Genomic DNA, 16,402 nt, shown 5'->3' on the forward strand with positions numbered 1-16,402 from the left:
TTGTGATGACATTTCAGCCGGAACCGGACTCGGCGGGTGGCCGGCCGCGTCCCGGCAGCCGACCCGCCGCCAGGTCCACCAAACTCAGTCGCGAGGTCATCGTCAACGCGGCGCTGACGTTCCTGGACCGCGAGGGCTGGGATGGGCTGACCATCAATGCCTTGGCCACCCAGCTGGGCACCAAAGGCCCCTCGCTATACAACCACGTGCACAGCCTCGAGGACCTGCGCCGGACGGTCCGTATGCACGTCATCGACGACATTTTGCAGATGCTCTCGACGGTCGGGCAGGGCCGCGTACGCGACGACGCCGTGATGGCGATGGCGAGCGCTTACCGCAGCTACGCCCACCACCATCCGGGTCGCTATTCGGCCTTCACCCGCATGCCGCTGGGCGGTGACGATCCCGAGTACACGGCCGCGTCGCACGCCGCCGCGGCTCCGGTCATCGAGGTCTTGACCTCCTACGGACTGGATGGGGATGATGCGTTCTACTCCGCGCTGGAGTTTTGGGCGGCGCTGCACGGCTTCGTTCTGCTGGAGATGACCGGCGTGATGGACGACGTCGACACCGACGCAGTGTTCTCCGACATGGTGCTGCGGCTGGCCACAGGCATGGCGCGGCGTGACAGCGCGCTCGGCTGAACCCATTACGGAGCGCCGATAACGGAGGGCGTCGGGAACCGATGCCGACATTCCCGTGTTGACCTGCAGTAAGGCGCCGTACACCGAGTTTGGAGGGGCGTGCCCCGCCTGGTATCGTAGAAGCTCGTGCCTGGCCGATAGGGGCGCAAGCGGGGACGCATGCGCGCACGCCGGGCAAATTCGCATGTCCAGTATGCATCGGATTGACCTGGTGCGCAGTGCTTGCGACACGCCCGGCAGCGGGGTACGCGGCGGGGCGAAAACAGCAGTACAGAGACGTGAACACCGCCGAAAGACGGACGAGAGATAGAAAGCCGGTAGATGCCAACCATTCAGCAGCTGGTCCGCAAGGGCCGCACCGACAAGGTCGCCAAGGTGAAGACCGCGGCCCTCAAGGGCAGCCCGCAGCGCCGCGGCGTGTGCACCCGCGTGTACACAACCACGCCGAAGAAGCCGAACTCGGCACTTCGCAAGGTGGCGCGCGTGAAGCTGACGACCGGCGTCGAGGTCACCGCCTACATCCCGGGCGAAGGCCACAACCTGCAGGAGCACTCGATGGTGCTGGTGCGCGGCGGCCGTGTGAAGGACCTCCCCGGCGTTCGCTACAAGATCATCCGCGGTTCGCTGGACACCCAGGGTGTCAAGAACCGCAAGCAGGCCCGTAGCCGTTACGGCGCGAAGAAGGAGAAGAGCTAATGCCGCGCAAGGGCCCCGCACCCAAGCGTCCGCTCGTCAACGATCCGGTCTACGGGTCGCAGCTGGTCACCCAGCTGGTCAACAAGGTGCTGCTGGACGGGAAGAAATCCCTGGCCGAGCGCATTGTTTATGGTGCGCTGGAGCAGGCTCGTGACAAGACCGGCACCGATCCGGTCGTCACCCTGAAGCGCGCTCTGGACAACGTCAAGCCCGCCCTCGAGGTGCGCAGCCGTCGTGTCGGTGGCGCCACCTATCAGGTGCCGGTCGAGGTTCGTCCCGATCGCTCGACCACGCTGGCCCTGCGCTGGCTGGTCAGCTTTTCCAAGGCGCGCCGCGAGAAGACCATGGTCGAGCGGCTGGCCAACGAGATCCTCGACGCCAGCAATGGCCTGGGTGCCGCCGTCAAGCGGCGAGAGGACACCCACAAGATGGCCGAGGCGAACCGGGCCTTCGCGCACTACCGCTGGTGATTGCACGTCGCCGCGGGCACGCGAACCGGCTGCGCGCGGCGGCCACTAAATACACCGAACTGAGAACCGAAAGAGTGGGAATTTAGCCGTGGCACAGGACGTGCTGACTGACCTGAACAAGGTCCGCAACATCGGCATCATGGCGCACATCGATGCCGGCAAGACGACGACGACCGAGCGCATCCTCTTCTACACCGGTATCTCGTACAAGATCGGTGAGGTGCACGACGGTGCCGCCACGATGGACTGGATGGAGCAGGAGCAGGAGCGGGGTATCACCATCACCTCGGCTGCGACCACCTGCTTCTGGAACGACAACCAGATCAACATCATCGACACCCCCGGCCACGTCGACTTCACCGTCGAGGTAGAGCGCTCGCTGCGTGTGCTGGACGGTGCCGTCGCCGTCTTCGACGGCAAGGAAGGTGTGGAGCCGCAGTCCGAGCAGGTCTGGCGCCAGGCCGACAAGTACGACGTCCCACGCATCTGCTTCGTCAACAAGATGGACAAGCTGGGGGCTGACTTCTACTTCTCGGTGCAGACCATGAAGGATCGCCTCGGCGCGAACGTGGTCCCGATCCAGCTGCCGATCGGTTCCGAAGGTGACTTCGAGGGCATTGTCGACCTGGTTGAGATGAAGGCCAAGGTCTGGCGCGGCGAGACGAAGCTCGGTGAGAAGTACGACGTCGTCGACATCCCGGCCGACCTGCAGGAGAAGGCCGAGGAGTTTCGCACCGCGATGATCGAGGCCATCGCCGAGACCGACGACGACCTGATGGAAAAGTACCTGGGTGGCGAAGAGCTCACGATCGACGAGATCAAGGCCGGTCTGCGCAAGCTGACTGTCACCAGCGCCGGCTACCCGGTGCTGTGCGGTTCCGCGTTCAAGAACAAGGGCGTGCAGCCCATGCTCGACGCGGTCATCGACTACCTGCCGACCCCGCTGGACGTCGCGGCCGCCGAAGGCCACCGCCCGGGCAAGGAAGACGAGATCGTCCTGCGCAAGCCGTCGGCGGCCGAGCCGTTCTCCGGGCTGGCGTTCAAGGTTGCCACGCATCCGTTCTTCGGCAAGCTGACCTACGTCCGGGTGTACTCGGGCAAGGTCGACTCCGGCGCGCAGGTCATCAACTCGACCAAGGGCAAGAAGGAGCGGCTGGGCAAGCTGTTCCAGATGCACTCCAACAAGGAGAATCCAGTCGAGACGGCGTCCGCCGGCCATATCTACGCGGTCATTGGACTCAAGGACACCACCACCGGTGACACCCTGAGTGATCTGAATGACCAGGTCGTGCTGGAGTCGATGACGTTCCCGGATCCGGTCATCCAGGTCGCCATCGAGCCCAAGACCAAGAGTGACCAGGAGAAGCTGTCCCTGGCCATCCAGAAGCTGGCCGAGGAAGACCCGACCTTCAAGGTCAACCAGGACCACGAGACCGGCCAGACCATCATCGGTGGCATGGGCGAGCTCCACCTGGACATCCTGGTCGACCGCATGCGGCGCGAGTTCAAGGTCGAGGCCAACGTCGGTAAGCCGCAGGTGGCCTACAAGGAGACCATCAAGCGGGCCGTCGACAAGGTCGAGTTCACCCACAAGAAGCAGACCGGTGGTTCCGGCCAGTTCGCGAAGGTCCTGGTCAGCATCGAGCCGTTCGTCGGCGAAGACGGCGCAACCTACGAGTTCGAGAACAAGGTCACCGGTGGCCGCATCCCGCGCGAGTACATCCCGTCGGTGGATGCCGGCGCCCAGGACGCCATGCAGTACGGCGTGCTCGCCGGCTATCCGTTGGTGAACCTGAAGCTGATCCTGCTCGACGGTGCGTACCACGACGTCGACTCGTCGGAAATGGCGTTCAAGATCGCCGGCTCTCAGGTGCTGAAGAAGGCTGCGGCGCAAGCGCAGCCGGCCATCCTGGAACCGATCATGGCCGTCGAGGTCACCACCCCCGAGGATTACATGGGTGACGTGATCGGCGACCTGAACTCCCGCCGTGGTCAGATCCAGGCCATGGAAGAGCGCAGCGGTGCGCGCGTCGTCAAGGCGCAGGTGCCGCTGTCGGAGATGTTCGGCTATGTCGGCGACCTTCGGTCGAGGACGCAGGGCCGGGCTAATTACTCCATGGTGTTCGACTCGTACGCCGAAGTTCCGGCGAACGTGTCGAAGGAGATCATCGCGAAGGCGACGGGTCAGTAATCCGTTGCTCTGGCAACACAACTGAAAACAATTTCTACCCAGCACATCTGCTTAACCAAAGCAACAACAAGTCCAGGAGGACACAGAAGTGGCGAAGGCGAAGTTCGAGCGGACGAAGCCGCACGTCAACATCGGGACCATTGGTCACGTTGACCACGGCAAGACGACGCTGACTGCAGCAATCACCAAGGTTCTGCACGATAAGTACCCGACGCTGAACGAGTCGCGCGCATTCGACCAGATCGACAATGCGCCCGAGGAGCGTCAGCGCGGTATCACCATCAACATCTCCCACGTGGAGTACCAGACCGAGAAGCGTCACTACGCGCACGTCGACGCCCCCGGCCACGCTGACTACATCAAGAACATGATCACCGGCGCCGCCCAGATGGACGGTGCGATCCTGGTGGTCGCCGCCACCGACGGTCCGATGCCGCAGACTCGTGAGCACGTGCTGCTGGCCCGCCAGGTCGGCGTCCCCTACATCCTGGTGGCGCTGAACAAGGCCGATATGGTCGACGACGAAGAGCTCCTCGAGCTCGTCGAGCTGGAGGTCCGCGAACTGCTGGCCGCCCAGGATTTCGACGAGGACGCGCCGGTCATCCAGGTGTCCGCGCTCAAGGCGCTCGAAGGCGACCCGAAGTGGGTCAAGTCGGTCGAGGATCTGATGGACGCCGTTGACGCGTCGATCCCGGACCCGGTCCGCGACACCGACAAGCCGTTCCTGATGCCCGTCGAGGACGTCTTCACGATCACCGGCCGCGGCACCGTGGTCACCGGTCGTGTCGAGCGTGGCGTGGTCAACGTGAACGAGGAAGTCGAGATCGTCGGTATCAAGCCGACCGTCACGAAGACCACGGTCACCGGTGTCGAGATGTTCCGCAAGCTGCTCGACCAGGGCCAGGCAGGCGACAACGTCGGCCTGCTGGTCCGTGGTGTCAAGCGTGAGGACGTCGAGCGTGGCCAGGTTGTGGTCAAGCCCGGCACCACCACGCCGCACACCGAGTTCGACGGTAGCGTCTACATCCTGTCCAAGGACGAGGGCGGCCGCCACACGCCGTTCTTCAACAACTACCGCCCGCAGTTCTACTTCCGTACCACGGACGTGACCGGCGTAGTGACCCTCCCCGAGGGCACCGAGATGGTGATGCCCGGTGACAACACCGACATCTCCGTCAAGCTGATCCAGCCTGTCGCCATGGATGAGGGCCTGCGTTTCGCGATCCGTGAAGGTGGCCGTACCGTCGGTGCCGGCCGGGTCACCAAGATCCACAAGTGATCTGAACTAGTACCGCGGAAGCGGCGCTCACCTTCGGGTGGGCGCCGCTTTTTCGTGTGTCCGAGCCCGGCTCATGCCCTCGATACGGTGCTACGCTTCGGCATCTCACACAGGGGCAGGTGGACGACAGCGAATTCGAGCCGCGGGCGTCCCCGCCGTCGATTCTGATCGTCGGCGTGGGTGTGGTCGTCGCGGCGGCGCTGGGCCGCGGCGCGCTCCGGGTGGCGGCGGCCACTGCACGAGCTGCCGGATCATTCGGGATCCGGTCGCCTACTGAGCCCACTCACTCACCGCCTCCGGCGGTTCCTAGAACACGTTCCAGTTAGATTGCTAGCCTGGCGGGAGCTGATCGAAAGGACCATTGATGACGACATCGTCGGGGACGCTCGAAGGACGAGTGGCATTCGTGACCGGGGCCGCCCGCGGCCAGGGTCGCGCCCATGCGGTACGGCTGGCTCGTGAGGGCGCCGATGTCATCATCTCCGATATCTGCGGGCCGGTCAGCGACACGATTCCGTACCCCGGCACCACCCCCGAGGACCTGAGCGAGACGGTGCGGCTGGTAGAGGCGCAGGGCCGCAAGGTGCTGGCCCGTGAGGTCGATGTGCGCGACGATGCCGCGGTCCGCCAGCTGGTGGCCGACGGTGTCGAGCAGTTCGGGCGGCTCGACATCCTGGTGGCCAATGCCGGTGTGCTGTCCTGGGGCCGGCTGTGGGAGCTGACCGACGAGCAGTGGAACACCGTCATCGATGTGAACCTCACCGGTACCTGGCGGACGTTGCGTGCCGTGGTCCCCGCGATCATCCAGGCGGGCAACGGCGGTTCGATCATCGTCGTGAGCTCATCGGCTGGGGTCAAGGCCACCCCCGGAAACAGTCACTACGCCGCGTCGAAGCACGGCCTGACCGCCCTGACCAATTCCCTTGCCCTGGAGGTCGGCGAGTACGGCATCCGGGTCAATTCGATCCATCCTTACTCGGTGGCCACCCCGATGACCGAAAATGACGCCATGATGGGCGTTTTCGCGGCACACCCCAGTTTCTTGCACGGTTTCGCGCCGATGCCGTACCTCCCGACCGGCCAGGGTGCGGCGGGCAAGCTGACCGATTTCATGAACGTCGACGAGGTCGCCGATGTGGTGGTCTGGCTGGCCGGCGACAATTCGGCCACGCTGTCCGGCTCGCAGATCAGCGTCGACCGCGGTGTGATGAAGTACTAGCTCTCAGCCCGGTAGCACCAATACCGGAACGGGGCTGTGCCGCATGATCTTCGAGCCGCGCGACCCCAGGAAGACTCGGGCGATGCCGTCACGCGGTGAGGTGCCCAGCGCCAGCACCTCACCGTCCTCCCAGGCGGCGGCGTCCAGGGCTTGATCCCAGCCGTTGCCGCTGACCACCTGAAGCAGGACGTCCTCATCCACCACACCGTCGGTGCGGAGCTGCGCGAGCGCCTCGCGGGCATGCGCTTCCCAGGCGGCCAGGATCGAATCTTCGGCGTGCAGACCGACTTCCGGCGGATACATGGTGCGGCCACGCACCGCAAAGGTGATCACCCGCAACGGCACCTCGAACTGCTTGGCGAGGGTGGCGACCCGCTTGACCACTTCGACCGCCTCCGGTGTGCCCGGGTAGCCGCACGTGATGCGGCTCAGCACCGGGGTTCGTGAACTTCGGTAGCCGCGCGGGGCGATGGTCAGTGGTACCGGCGCCGAGTGCAGCAGCCGGTCGGCGGTCGATCCCACCACGACCTGACCGAGCTGGCCATTAGCGGAGGAGCCCAACACCAACAGCTGGGCGTCGAGTTCGTCGACCACCTGCACGAGCCCGCCGGACACCGAGCGATGAGCTTGGCTGCGGTAGACGATGTCGACGCCATCGGACAGGGCGGCCAGATACCGTTGCGCTTCCTTGGCGGAGTCGGCGGCGAGTTGGTCTGCCCAGAGGGCATATTCGGCATCGATACGGGCCGGCGACGGTGTGGTCCACGGTTTGGGGACCACGGTGGCCACCGTCAGCGATGTGTGCAACGTGCGTGCGGCGCCCAGCGCCAGGTTCAGCGGCGCGGTACCGCTTTTACCCGCGAGGTAACCGACGACGACCGTCATGACGGCTCCTGCGGCGGCTTGACGACCTCGACATCCTCGACTCCCGTTGTGGCACTGGCAATCACACCGTCGCTGCGATTGTTGAGTGCACTGTGGTGGCGGCCCCAGACGAAGTAGAACACCAGAACGACAGCGACCCAGCCGGAGAACGCGATCCAGGTGTACCAGTGCAGGCTGTACAGGATGTAGCCGCAGGCCAGTACCGAGAGCACGGGTGTCACCGGGTAGCCGGGCACTTTGAACCCGCGGGGCAGGTCGGGTTCGCGGATTCGCAGCAGGACCACTCCGACCGAGACCACGATGAAGGCAACCAGGGTGCCGATCGACACCATGTCGGCCAGGTAGTCCAGCGGGATGACGCCGGCGAGGATGCTCACCACGATCGCCACGATGATCGTGTTGTTGACCGGAGTCATGCTGCGTGGGTTGACTTTGGCGAACATCGGCGGCAGCAGCCCGTCGCGGCCCATGGCGAACAGGATGCGGGTCTGGCCGTACAGCGTTATCAGCGTCACCGAGAAGATCGAGATGACCGCGCCGGCGGCCAGCACCGTGCCCCAGTGCTGGGCGCCGGTGACGGTGTCCAGGATGGTGGCCAGTCCGGCCTCCTGGCCCTCGAAGTAAGTCCACTGCTGCGCACCAAGGGCGGCGACCGTGACCAGCATGTAGACCACCGTCACGGTGATCAGTGCGGCGAGGATCGCGCGCGGCATGGTCTTCTGCGGATCCTTCACTTCGTCGCCTGCGGTGGAAACCGCGTCAAGGCCGATGTAGGAGAAGAAGATCGTTCCGGCGGCCGACCCGATGCCCGCGGCGCCCAGTGGCGCGAAATCGGCGAAGCGGTTGGCATCGAATGCGGTGAACGCGATCACCGCGAACATCACCAGCACGCCCAGCTTGATCAGCACCATGATCGTGTTGACCGTGGCGGACTCGCTGGCACCGCGGATTAGCAACAGTGCACACATGGTGACCAGGAATACCGCGGGCAGGTTGATGATCCCGGGCGTGGTATCCCAGGGGGCGGCGGAAATCGCTTGTGGCAGATGGTGTCCGAAGAAATTGTCGAGGAGTTTGTTGACGTACTGACTCCAGCCGACGGCTACCGCGGCGGTGGACACGCCGTATTCGAGCAGTAGGCAGGCGGCCACTCCCATCGCGACGACTTCGCCGAGCGTGGTGTAGGCGTAGGAGTAGGTGGAGCCGGAAACGGGGACCGCCGAAGCCAGTTCGGCGTAACAGACGGCGGCCAGACCGGCCGCGATACCGGCGATGAGGAACGAGACCACGACGCCGGGACCGGCCTCTGGAACCGCAGCGGACAACACGAAGAAGATGCCGGTGCCGACGGTGGAACCGACACCGAACATCGTTAGCTGGAACGTGCCGATACTTCGTTTCAGGTGATCGGAGGCACCCTGTGCGACAGGGGCGCCGAGCACCGGCCGCCGGCGGAGCATCTGCTCAGTCAGATTGATCGACGGTGCCGACATGTGCGCTCCTCAAGTCGCGGCGATGTAGCCGATTATGAGCCTGCCTCGGCCAGCACGCTTGCAAACTGCGCAACAGCCCAGTCGATCTCCTCGGCGGTGATCACCAGCGGGGGAGCGAATCGCAGCGTCGAGCCGTGGGTGTCCTTGACCAACACCCCTCGTTCGGCCAGCGCCAAGCTCAGTTGTTTACCGGTCCCCAGGCGGGTGTCGATGTCGACCCCGGCCCACAGTCCCATGCCGCGCACGGCGAGCACACCCGCGCCCATCAGTGACCGCAGCCGTGCATGGAGATGTAGCCCGAGTTCGGCGGAGCGGGACTGGAATTCGCGGCGCCGCAGGATCTCGATCACCGTGGATCCGATGGCCGCCGCCAGCGGGTTGCCGCCGAATGTGGAACCGTGCTCACCCGGGTGCAGCACCCCCAGGATGTCGCGGTCGGCGACGACCGCCGACAGCGGAACGACTCCGCCGCCGAGCGCCTTGCCGAGCAGATAGATGTCGGGTACCACGCCCCAGTGGTCACAGGCGAAGGTGTGACCAGTGCGCGCCAGGCCGGACTGAATCTCGTCGGCGACCAACAGCACAGTGCGCTGGGTACACAACTCGCGGAGCCGGGGCAGGTAATCGTCGGGTGGAACGATGATTCCGGCCTCACCCTGGATCGGCTCGATGAGGACCGCGACCGTGTTTTCGTCGATGGCCGCTGCGACGGCGTCGGCGTCACCAAACGGTACCGACCGAAATCCGGGCGTGAAGGGCCCGAATCCGGCACGGGCGGTGGCATCGGAGGAGAAGCTGACGATGCTGATCGTACGACCATGGAAGTTGTTGTCCGCCACAATGATATTGGCCATATCGTGGGGGATGCCCTTGACGTCGGCACCCCACTTGCGGGCCACTTTGAGTCCGCTCTCCACCGCCTCGGCACCGCTATTCATCGGCAGCACCATGTCTTTGCCGCACAGTCCGGCCAGCGCCGCGCAGAACGGACCGAGCTGATCGGAGTGGAACGCCCGGCTCACCAGCGTCACCGCATCGAGCTGTCGATGGGCGGCGGCGATGATCTCGTCGTTGTGGTGGCCGAAATTGACCGCCGAGTAAGCGGCCAGACAGTCGAGATAGCGGCGCCCCTCCACATCAGTGATCCACACCCCACGGGCGCTGGCGGCCACCACCGGCAGCGGCGAATAGTTGTGGGCGGCATAGGTGTTGTCGACTGCGATGGCGGCCTGGGTCAAGTCCTTTGCTGTGTCGGCCATGGTCATGAAAACACCTCCAGCGTGCAACATTTGACCGAGCCACCACCCTTGAGCAGCTCGGCGAGGTCGACACCGATCGGGTGGAAACCCGCGTGGTAGAGCTGTTCGGCGAATCCGGCGGCCTGGGCGGGGTAGACGACATGCTTTCCGTCGGAGACCGCGTTGAGGCCCAAGACGTAGGCATCGGTGCTCGCGACTTCGATGGCCTCGGGAAAGAGTCCGCGCAGCCGGCTACGGGCCGCGGCGGTGAAGGCGGGCGGGTAGTAGGCGATCGTGGTGTCGTCGAGCACTGTCAGCGCGGTATCGAGGTGGTAGAAGCGCGGATCGACGAGTTCCAGCGAGACCACCGGCATACCGGTGATCGCGGCCACCTCGGTATGCGCCTGCGGCTGCGTGCGAAAACCAGTGCCGGCCAAAATGGTTGATCCGACGACCAGAAGATCGCCCTGACCCTCGTTAACGTGACGGGTGGCGACAGGGCGGTGTCCGTGCTGGCCCATCCACGCCGCATAGGCGGCCGATTCGCCCTGCCGTTCGGCGTGCTTGAACTGGGCGACGATCGCCGTGCCGTTGATGATCAGACCGGCGTTGGCGGCGTAGACCATGTCCGGCAGCCCGGGGACCGGCTCGACGATGTCGACGGTGTGGCCGAGGCGGCGGTACGTGTCGCGCAGGGTCTGCCATTGGTCGACGGCGCGGGCGACGTCGACCGGGGTGCTGGTGTCCATCCACGGGTTGATGGCGTACTCGACGGCAAAAAACGTCGGCGGGGTCATGGCGTAGTGGCGAAGTCGCTGGCTGCGCGGTGTCCTCGTGGCCTCGGCGGCGACATCTGGGGATATCGTCATGAAAACAACGATAGAAGGGCACCTGGACGCAATCAATCAATAGTCATTGCGTGTCTATGATGGATTTGTTGCGTGAGGGCCAACATTGTGTTGATTTATTGTGCGCGAGGGAGAGTTGTCGATGGACCGGCTGGATGAGACCGATGAGCGCATCCTCGCCGAGCTCGCCGAGCATGCTCGTGCCACGTTCGCTGAGATCGGCGCACGGGTGAACCTGTCGGCGCCCGCCGTCAAGCGCCGCGTCGACCGGATGCTGGACAACGGGGTCATTCGCGGCTTCACCACGGTCATCGATCGCAGTGCATTGGGCTGGAACACCGAGGCCTACGTTCAGGTCTACTGCCACGGCACGATTGCGCCGGATCAGTTGCGCGCGGCCTGGATTGACATCCCCGAGATCATCAGCGCCGCCACCGTGACCGGTACCGCCGACGCCATCCTGCACGTGCTGGCCCGCGACATGCGGCACCTGGAGGCCGCACTGGAACGGATCCGGTCCAGTGCCGATATCGAACGAAGCGAGAGCATCGTGGTGTTGTCCAACCTCATCGACCGGTCACCGGCGTAACTGCTCAACCGCAGGCTGGCGCGCACTTCGCGGCGGTGATCGTGTAAGAAAGCCAACGTGAGCACGAGCGAAAATGGGATTGTCATCGTCGGCGGAGGGCTGGCTGCCACCAGGGCCGCCGAACAGTTGCGCAAGGCGGAATACACCGGTCCGGTCACCATCGTCAGCGATGAGGCGCACCTGCCCTATGACCGCCCGCCGCTGTCGAAGGACGTGCTGCACGCCGACCTCGACGATGTCACGCTCAAGCCGGCCGAGTTCTACACCGAGAACGACATCACCCTGCGGTTGGGCAGTGCGGTGGTGTCGCTGGACACGGCCGCCCAGACGGTGACCCTGGCCGACGGGGCGGTGCTGGGCTACGGCGAGCTGGTGATCGCGACCGGCTTGGTGCCCAAGCGCATTCCGTCGTTCCCGGACCTGGAGGGTATCCGGGTGCTGCGGACCTTCGACGAAGCGCTGGCGCTGCGCACCCACGCCGCGTCGGCTCGCCACGCCGTGATCATCGGTGCCGGCTTCATCGGGTGTGAGGTCGCGGCGAGCCTGCGCAAGCTCGGCGTCGACGTGGTTCTGGTGGAGCCGCAGCCGTCGCCGCTGGCCTCGGTGCTCGGTGAACAGGTCGGAAACCTGGTGGCTCGGCTGCATCGCGCTGAAGGGGTGGACGTCCGCACCGGTATCGGCGTGGCCGAGGTGCGCGGCGAGAACGGCCACGTGAGTGCGGTCGTGCTGTCCGACGGCACCGAGCTGCATGCCGACCTGGTGGTGGTCGGTATCGGGTCGCGTCCGGCGACCGACTGGCTGGCGGGCAGTGGCGTGGAGGTCGACAACGGTGTCGTGTGCGATTCGGCCGGCCGGACCAGCGCCGCAGGAGTTTGGGCGCTCGGTGACGTCGCGTCGTGGCGTGATGCCACGGGACATCAAGCCCGCGTTGAACATTGGAGCAATGTTGCCGAGCAGGCCCGGGTCATCGTGCCGTCGATGCTGGGTCTGGAGGCACCATCGCTGATCGTGGTGCCGTACTTCTGGAGCGACCAGTACGACGTCAAGATCCAGTGCCTGGGCGAGCCGGAGGCCACCGACGTCGTGCACATCGTCGAGGACGACGGCCGCAAGTTCCTGGCGTTCTACGAGCGCGACGGCGTGGTCGCCGGGGTGGTCGGCGGCGGTATGCCCGGCAAGGTCATGAAGACGCGCGCCAAGATCGCGGCCGGCGCGCCGATCGCCGACGTGCTCCCCGCGTCCTGAGTGATTTCGGCGCGCTCCCGAGCGCTCAGCGCACGAAACTGCGCCGAAATCAGTCCCCGTCGAGGTCGTCGAGCCCGTGCGCGACGACGTCGAAGGCGTCACCGAGCGCCTGGGGCAGTGGCACTGACTCGTTGGCCAGCCAGTACTCGTAGGCCGATAACGCGACGCCGAGCATCAGCCAGGCGACCGACTGGGGGATCAGGTCGCCCGGAGTGCCGCCGGTGCGTGCGGCCACGAAGTCCGCCACGACACCGCGCCAGCCTGCGTACATGGTCATCGAGTGGGCTTGCAGCTCCGCGGTCTGCAGGATCACCCGCATTCGCTGGCGGTGTCGTTCGGTCTCGGACTCGTCAAAAGTGTTGAACGCCAGCAAGGCTGAGCGCAGCCCAGCGCCGATGGGTTCGTCCTCGTCTAACGCGTCGAACAGGTCGCGGAAGTGCTGCAAATGCGCGTCGAAGTCGCCCCAGGGGATGGCGTTTTTCGACGGGTAGTAGCGAAACAGCGTGCGCCGGGCGATGCCCGATGCCTGGGCCACATCGTCGACGCTCACCGAACCGAACCCGTAGTTCGCGAACAGGTCGAGCGCGACGTCGGTGATGTGGCCCCCAGTGGTGGATCGGCGCCGGCCCACGCGGGCCCCACCTGAACCCGCAGAGCCACTTGTCATCGACCCACCCCTTCCTTTTCGGCACTCGATGCCATATTCTTGCGACCTCGATCACAATTGTCGAGAACCTGGCCGACGAAAGGGTGCTTTTCATGGAGCCGAGCCACACAAGTGAGACCGAAACCGAATTGGTGACCGAGACGCTGGTCGAAGAGGTCTCCATCGACGGGATGTGCGGGGTCTACTGACCGTGCCCGCCCACGCTGTGGGCGATCCAGCTGTGGCCGGGTCGGACTTCGACCCGGCACTCAGCTGGCGCCTACATCCGCAGGTGGCCGTGCGCCCGGAGCCTTTCGGCGCACTGCTATACCACTTCGGCACCAGGAAGCTGTCGTTCTTGAAGAACCGCACCATCCTGGCCGTCGTGAACTCGCTGTCCGAACACCCCGACGCGCGCTCCGCTCTGCGGGCCGCCGGGGTCGACGAGCCCGACGAGGCGCCCTATCTGCATGCCTTGAGCGTGCTGGTGACCTCGAACATGTTGATTCCCAAGGATTCCCAATGACTTCGGTGGCACCGGTACCCCGGTTGATCGAGCAGTTCGAGAGCGGCCTCGACGCGCCGATCTGCCTGACCTGGGAGCTGACCTACGCCTGCAACCTGGCGTGCGTGCACTGCCTGTCCTCCTCGGGCAAGCGCGATCCCCGCGAGCTGTCGACCCGGCAGTGCATGGACATCATCGACGAGCTCGAGCGCATGCAGGTGTTCTATGTCAATATTGGCGGCGGCGAACCCACGGTGCGACCGGATTTTTGGGAGCTGGTCGACTACGCGACCGCCCATCACGTCGGCGTCAAGTTCTCTACCAACGGCGTGCGCATCACCCCGGAGGTGGCGCAACGGCTGGCCGCCAGTGATTACGTCGACGTGCAGATCTCGCTGGACGGCGCCACCGCGGAAGTCAACGACGCCGTCCGCGGTCCGGGCTCCTTCGATATGGCCACCCGGGCGCTGGCGAACCTGGCTGCCGCGGGATTCACAGACGCCAAGATCTCGGTGGTCGTCACCCGCCACAATGTGGACCAGCTCGATGACTTCAAGGACCTCGCCGACCGCTACGGCGCCACCCTGCGCATCACCCGTCTTCGCCCGTCCGGGCGCGGGGCCGATGTCTGGGACGAACTGCACCCCACTCCCGCGCAACAGGTGACGCTCTACGACTGGCTGGTGGCCAGGGGCGAAGGCGTGCTGACCGGCGACTCGTTCTTCCACCTGTCCGGCCTCGGCGCCCCTGGCGCGCTGGCAGGCCTGAACATGTGCGGTGCCGGCCGGGTGGTGTGCCTGATCGACCCCGTCGGTGACGTCTACGCCTGCCCGTTCGCCATCCACGACCGCTTCCTGGCCGGAAATGTGGTGCGAGAGGAAGGTTTTGGCACCCGCTTTTCCGATGTGTGGAAGTATTCGCCGCTGTTCACTGAGCTGCGCGAGCCGCAGTCGGCCGGCGCCTGCGGCAGCTGTGGGCACTACGACGCCTGCCGCGGTGGCTGCATGGCCGCGAAGTTCTTCACCGGTCTGCCGCTCGACGGCCCCGACCCGGAGTGCGTCCAAGGCTACGGAGTGCCTGCCCTGACACGAGAGCGCGACAAGCCCCGCCCCAGCGCCGACCATTCCCGCGGCAAGCCGATCATGCTGACCCTGTCTACTCGGCCACCGGCCAAGCCCTGCAACGAAAGTCCGATCTAAGCAATGGCACGCGACACCTGGTTCGAAACAGTCGCCATCGCGCAGGCACGCGCGAAGAAGCGGCTCCCCAAATCTGCCTACGGCGCCCTCATCGGTGGCAGTGAGAAGGGGCTCACCGTCAACGGCAACAACGAGGCGTTCAACGAGCTCGGCTTTGCGCCGCACGTCATCGGCGCCCTCGAAAAGCGGGACATGGCAACTACTGTCATGGGCCAAGAGGTTTCGCTGCCCGTTCTGATCTCTCCGACCGGTGTGCAGGCGGTGCACCCCGACGGCGAGGTGGCGGTGGCCCGTGCGGCGGCGGCCCGCAACACCGCGATGGGTCTGTCCTCGTTTGCCAGCAAGCCGATCGAAGAGGTCGTCGCGGCCAACCCGAAGACGTTCTTCCAGATCTATTGGCTGGGTGATCGGGACGCGATCGCCGCCCGCGCCGAGCGGGCCCGGGCGGCCGGGGCCGTCGGCCTCATCGTGACCACCGACTGGAGCTTCAGCCACGGGCGCGACTGGGGCAGTCCGAAGATCCCGGAAAAGATGGATCTCAAGACCATGGTCAAGATGAGCCCGGAGGCCATCACACGGCCAGGGTGGTTCCTGCAGTGGGCCAAGACGCTGCGGCCGCCGGCGCTGTCTGTGCCGAATCAGGCGGCCAAGGGCGAGCCCGGTCCGCCGTTCTTCGACGCCTACGGCCAGTGGATGGGGACGCCGCCGCCCACCTGGGAAGATATCGCCTGGCTGTGTGAGCTGTGGGGCGGGCCATTCATGCTCAAGGGTGTCATGCGTGTCGACGACGCCAAACGCGCTGTCGATGCCGGTGTTTCAGCGATCTCGGTGTCCAACCACGGCGGCAACAATCTCGACGGCACGCCGGCCTCGATCCGCGCGCTGCCGGCCATCTCGGCGGCCGTCGGTGACCAGGTCGAGGTACTTCTCGATGGCGGTGTGCGCCGCGGCAGCGATGTGATCAAGGCGCTGGCGCTCGGTGCCCGCGCGGTGATGATCGGCCGCGCCTACCTGTGGGGCCTGGCCGCCAACGGGCAGGCCGGTGTGGAAAATGTCCTCGACATCTTGTCCGGGGGCATTGACTCGGCCCTGCGGGGACTCGGGAAGGCGTCGATCCACGATCTGACAGCCGAGGACATCTTGATGCCGGACGACTTCGTGCGGGCTCTCGGCGTGCCGAAGTAGGACGTGCGCTGAGTCCGGCGTGAGTGAGGTTGTGGTGCTGGCGTGACGGACGGGACGACGGTGAACGCCC

At 65.4% G+C, this 16,402-nt stretch carries 17 protein-coding genes; 12 read left to right on the top strand and 5 right to left on the bottom strand.

The window, feature by feature from the left end:
- The first annotated feature begins 5 nt into the window (after positions 1-5).
- The 6 genes from G6N13_RS12370 (at position 6) to G6N13_RS12395 (ending at position 6,499) form a co-directional block, all read left to right on the top strand.
- Positions 6-644 carry a TetR/AcrR family transcriptional regulator gene (locus tag G6N13_RS12370; RefSeq protein WP_163697369.1) on the top strand — a complete coding sequence of 213 codons (639 nt, stop codon included), beginning with the start codon at positions 6-8 and terminating at the stop codon, positions 642-644.
- 321 nt (positions 645-965) lie between these two features.
- A complete protein-coding gene (gene rpsL, locus G6N13_RS12375) occupies positions 966-1,340 on the top strand; it encodes a 30S ribosomal protein S12 (protein ID WP_036343468.1) in 375 nt (124 codons plus the stop codon).
- Positions 1,340-1,810, top strand: a complete 471-nt coding sequence (gene rpsG / locus G6N13_RS12380; protein ID WP_018601866.1) for a 30S ribosomal protein S7 — start codon at positions 1,340-1,342, stop codon at positions 1,808-1,810. Before rpsL ends, rpsG begins: the two co-directional genes overlap by 1 nt.
- Positions 1,811-1,898: 88 nt before the next feature.
- On the top strand, positions 1,899-4,001 hold the full coding sequence (gene fusA / locus G6N13_RS12385; protein ID WP_163697371.1) for an elongation factor G: 2,103 nt from the start codon (positions 1,899-1,901) through the stop codon (positions 3,999-4,001).
- An 88-nt stretch (positions 4,002-4,089) separates the two neighbouring features.
- Positions 4,090-5,280 carry an elongation factor Tu gene (gene tuf / locus G6N13_RS12390; RefSeq protein WP_163697373.1) on the top strand — a complete coding sequence of 397 codons (1,191 nt, stop codon included), beginning with the start codon at positions 4,090-4,092 and terminating at the stop codon, positions 5,278-5,280.
- Positions 5,281-5,644: 364 nt separating this feature from the next.
- Positions 5,645-6,499, top strand: coding sequence for a mycofactocin-coupled SDR family oxidoreductase (locus G6N13_RS12395; protein WP_163697375.1), 855 nt, complete (start codon positions 5,645-5,647; stop codon positions 6,497-6,499).
- Between the two features lie 3 nt (positions 6,500-6,502).
- On the opposite strand, the gene G6N13_RS12400 is transcribed toward G6N13_RS12395, so the two are convergent.
- From G6N13_RS12400 to ddaH, 4 genes are read right to left on the bottom strand one after another with little or no spacing between them, the layout of a single operon-like run.
- Positions 6,503-7,384: a universal stress protein gene (locus tag G6N13_RS12400; protein ID WP_163697377.1), complete on the bottom strand. Its 882-nt coding sequence runs from the start codon at positions 7,382-7,384 to the stop codon at positions 6,503-6,505.
- Complete coding sequence (locus tag G6N13_RS12405) at positions 7,381-8,877, bottom strand: amino acid permease (RefSeq protein WP_163697379.1); 1,497 nt, start codon at positions 8,875-8,877, stop codon at positions 7,381-7,383. The genes G6N13_RS12400 and G6N13_RS12405 overlap by 4 nt, the downstream gene beginning before the upstream one ends.
- A gap of 32 nt (positions 8,878-8,909) precedes the next feature.
- Positions 8,910-10,142 (bottom strand): ornithine--oxo-acid transaminase, encoded by a 1,233-nt coding sequence (rocD, locus tag G6N13_RS12410; protein ID WP_163697381.1) that lies wholly within the window; start codon positions 10,140-10,142, stop codon positions 8,910-8,912.
- Positions 10,139-10,984, bottom strand: a complete 846-nt coding sequence (gene ddaH / locus G6N13_RS12415) for a dimethylargininase (RefSeq protein ID WP_163697383.1) — start codon at positions 10,982-10,984, stop codon at positions 10,139-10,141. Before ddaH ends, rocD begins: the two co-directional genes overlap by 4 nt.
- 121 nt (positions 10,985-11,105) lie before the next feature.
- Here ddaH and G6N13_RS12420 point away from each other — a divergent pair, with 121 nt between their 5' ends.
- Positions 11,106-11,552 (top strand): Rv2324 family transcriptional regulator, encoded by a 447-nt coding sequence (locus G6N13_RS12420; RefSeq protein WP_163697384.1) that lies wholly within the window; start codon positions 11,106-11,108, stop codon positions 11,550-11,552.
- Positions 11,553-11,609: 57 nt separating this feature from the next.
- On the top strand, positions 11,610-12,797 hold the full coding sequence (locus tag G6N13_RS12425; protein ID WP_163697386.1) for an NAD(P)/FAD-dependent oxidoreductase: 1,188 nt from the start codon (positions 11,610-11,612) through the stop codon (positions 12,795-12,797).
- Positions 12,798-12,846: 49 nt separating this feature from the next.
- Here G6N13_RS12425 and mftR read toward each other — a convergent pair whose 3' ends face one another.
- Complete coding sequence (gene mftR, locus G6N13_RS12430) at positions 12,847-13,464, bottom strand: mycofactocin system transcriptional regulator MftR (RefSeq protein ID WP_163697388.1); 618 nt, start codon at positions 13,462-13,464, stop codon at positions 12,847-12,849.
- A 92-nt stretch (positions 13,465-13,556) separates the two neighbouring features.
- Between mftR and mftA the strand changes: the two genes are divergently transcribed.
- Genes mftA through mftD form a run of 4 tightly spaced genes read left to right on the top strand, consistent with a single transcriptional unit; the run spans position 13,557 to position 16,332 of the window.
- Positions 13,557-13,652 carry a mycofactocin precursor MftA gene (gene mftA / locus G6N13_RS12435; RefSeq protein WP_163697390.1) on the top strand — a complete coding sequence of 32 codons (96 nt, stop codon included), beginning with the start codon at positions 13,557-13,559 and terminating at the stop codon, positions 13,650-13,652.
- Positions 13,653-13,654: 2 nt separating this feature from the next.
- Positions 13,655-13,969, top strand: coding sequence for a mycofactocin biosynthesis chaperone MftB (gene mftB, locus G6N13_RS12440; protein ID WP_407663724.1), 315 nt, complete (start codon positions 13,655-13,657; stop codon positions 13,967-13,969).
- Entirely contained in the window at positions 13,966-15,147 is a 1,182-nt protein-coding gene (mftC, locus tag G6N13_RS12445; protein ID WP_163697392.1) for a mycofactocin radical SAM maturase, read from the top strand. Before mftB ends, mftC begins: the two co-directional genes overlap by 4 nt.
- Positions 15,148-15,150: 3 nt before the next feature.
- Entirely contained in the window at positions 15,151-16,332 is a 1,182-nt protein-coding gene (mftD, locus tag G6N13_RS12450; RefSeq protein ID WP_163697394.1) for a pre-mycofactocin synthase MftD, read from the top strand.
- The last annotated feature ends 70 nt before the right edge of the window (positions 16,333-16,402 follow it).

It is taken from the genome of Mycolicibacterium sarraceniae (assembly GCF_010731875.1).
Taxonomy (GTDB): Bacteria; Actinomycetota; Actinomycetes; order Mycobacteriales; family Mycobacteriaceae; genus Mycobacterium; species Mycobacterium sarraceniae.

Excerpts from the sequence above, each read along its gene's own strand:
- mftD (WP_163697394.1), top strand. The coding sequence starts at position 15,151 with ATGGCACGCGACACCTGGTTCGAAACAGTCGCCATCGCGCAGGCACGC.
- ddaH (WP_163697383.1), bottom strand. The coding sequence starts at position 10,984 with ATGACGATATCCCCAGATGTCGCCGCCGAGGCCACGAGGACACCGCGC.
- mftR (WP_163697388.1), bottom strand. The coding sequence starts at position 13,464 with ATGACAAGTGGCTCTGCGGGTTCAGGTGGGGCCCGCGTGGGCCGGCGC.
- G6N13_RS12400 (WP_163697377.1), bottom strand. The coding sequence starts at position 7,384 with ATGACGGTCGTCGTCGGTTACCTCGCGGGTAAAAGCGGTACCGCGCCG.
- rocD (WP_163697381.1), bottom strand. The coding sequence starts at position 10,142 with ATGACCATGGCCGACACAGCAAAGGACTTGACCCAGGCCGCCATCGCA.
- mftC (WP_163697392.1), top strand. The coding sequence starts at position 13,966 with ATGACTTCGGTGGCACCGGTACCCCGGTTGATCGAGCAGTTCGAGAGC.
- mftA (WP_163697390.1), top strand. The coding sequence starts at position 13,557 with ATGGAGCCGAGCCACACAAGTGAGACCGAAACCGAATTGGTGACCGAG.
- rpsL (WP_036343468.1), top strand. The coding sequence starts at position 966 with ATGCCAACCATTCAGCAGCTGGTCCGCAAGGGCCGCACCGACAAGGTC.
- rpsG (WP_018601866.1), top strand. The coding sequence starts at position 1,340 with ATGCCGCGCAAGGGCCCCGCACCCAAGCGTCCGCTCGTCAACGATCCG.
- G6N13_RS12395 (WP_163697375.1), top strand. The coding sequence starts at position 5,645 with ATGACGACATCGTCGGGGACGCTCGAAGGACGAGTGGCATTCGTGACC.
- G6N13_RS12370 (WP_163697369.1), top strand. The coding sequence starts at position 6 with ATGACATTTCAGCCGGAACCGGACTCGGCGGGTGGCCGGCCGCGTCCC.
- G6N13_RS12420 (WP_163697384.1), top strand. The coding sequence starts at position 11,106 with ATGGACCGGCTGGATGAGACCGATGAGCGCATCCTCGCCGAGCTCGCC.
- G6N13_RS12405 (WP_163697379.1), bottom strand. The coding sequence starts at position 8,877 with ATGTCGGCACCGTCGATCAATCTGACTGAGCAGATGCTCCGCCGGCGG.